Below are 408 nucleotides of genomic sequence, written 5' to 3' on the forward strand. Positions count from 1 at the left end.
GCGCTGGACCGATGCGATCCACGATGAGTGGATGCGGAACCTCATTTCCAACACGCCGGGCCTTTCGAGCGATCGCCTGGAGGCCACGAAGCGCCTCATGAATGTCGCGCTGCCGGAAGCCACAATCGCTGGATATGAAAAGCACATCCAGGCGATCAACCTCCCCGATCCCAATGATCGGCATGTTGTTGCGGCGGCCATCGAGGCCAATGCATCGATGATCATCACTTGGAACTTGCGTGATTTCCCAGTCTCCGAACTAACGAAGCATAATTTAGTGCCCCAAACGCCGGATACGTTCTTGATCAGTCTCTATGAACAGATTCCAGACCGGCTAGCTGGCTCAATCGCGAATGCGCGCCGGAATTTGAGCAGGTCACGTGTCTCGGAGTCCGACTTCATCGGCAT

1 protein-coding gene is annotated in these 408 nt (G+C 55.6%); it reads left to right on the plus strand.

The window, feature by feature from the left end; translation table 11 throughout:
• Window positions 1-408: PIN domain-containing protein (locus AC1D0P_RS30810; protein ID WP_477680202.1), on the plus strand; the 408-nt coding region annotated here is incomplete at both ends.

This window comes from Polaromonas sp. P1_G2 (assembly GCF_056405515.1).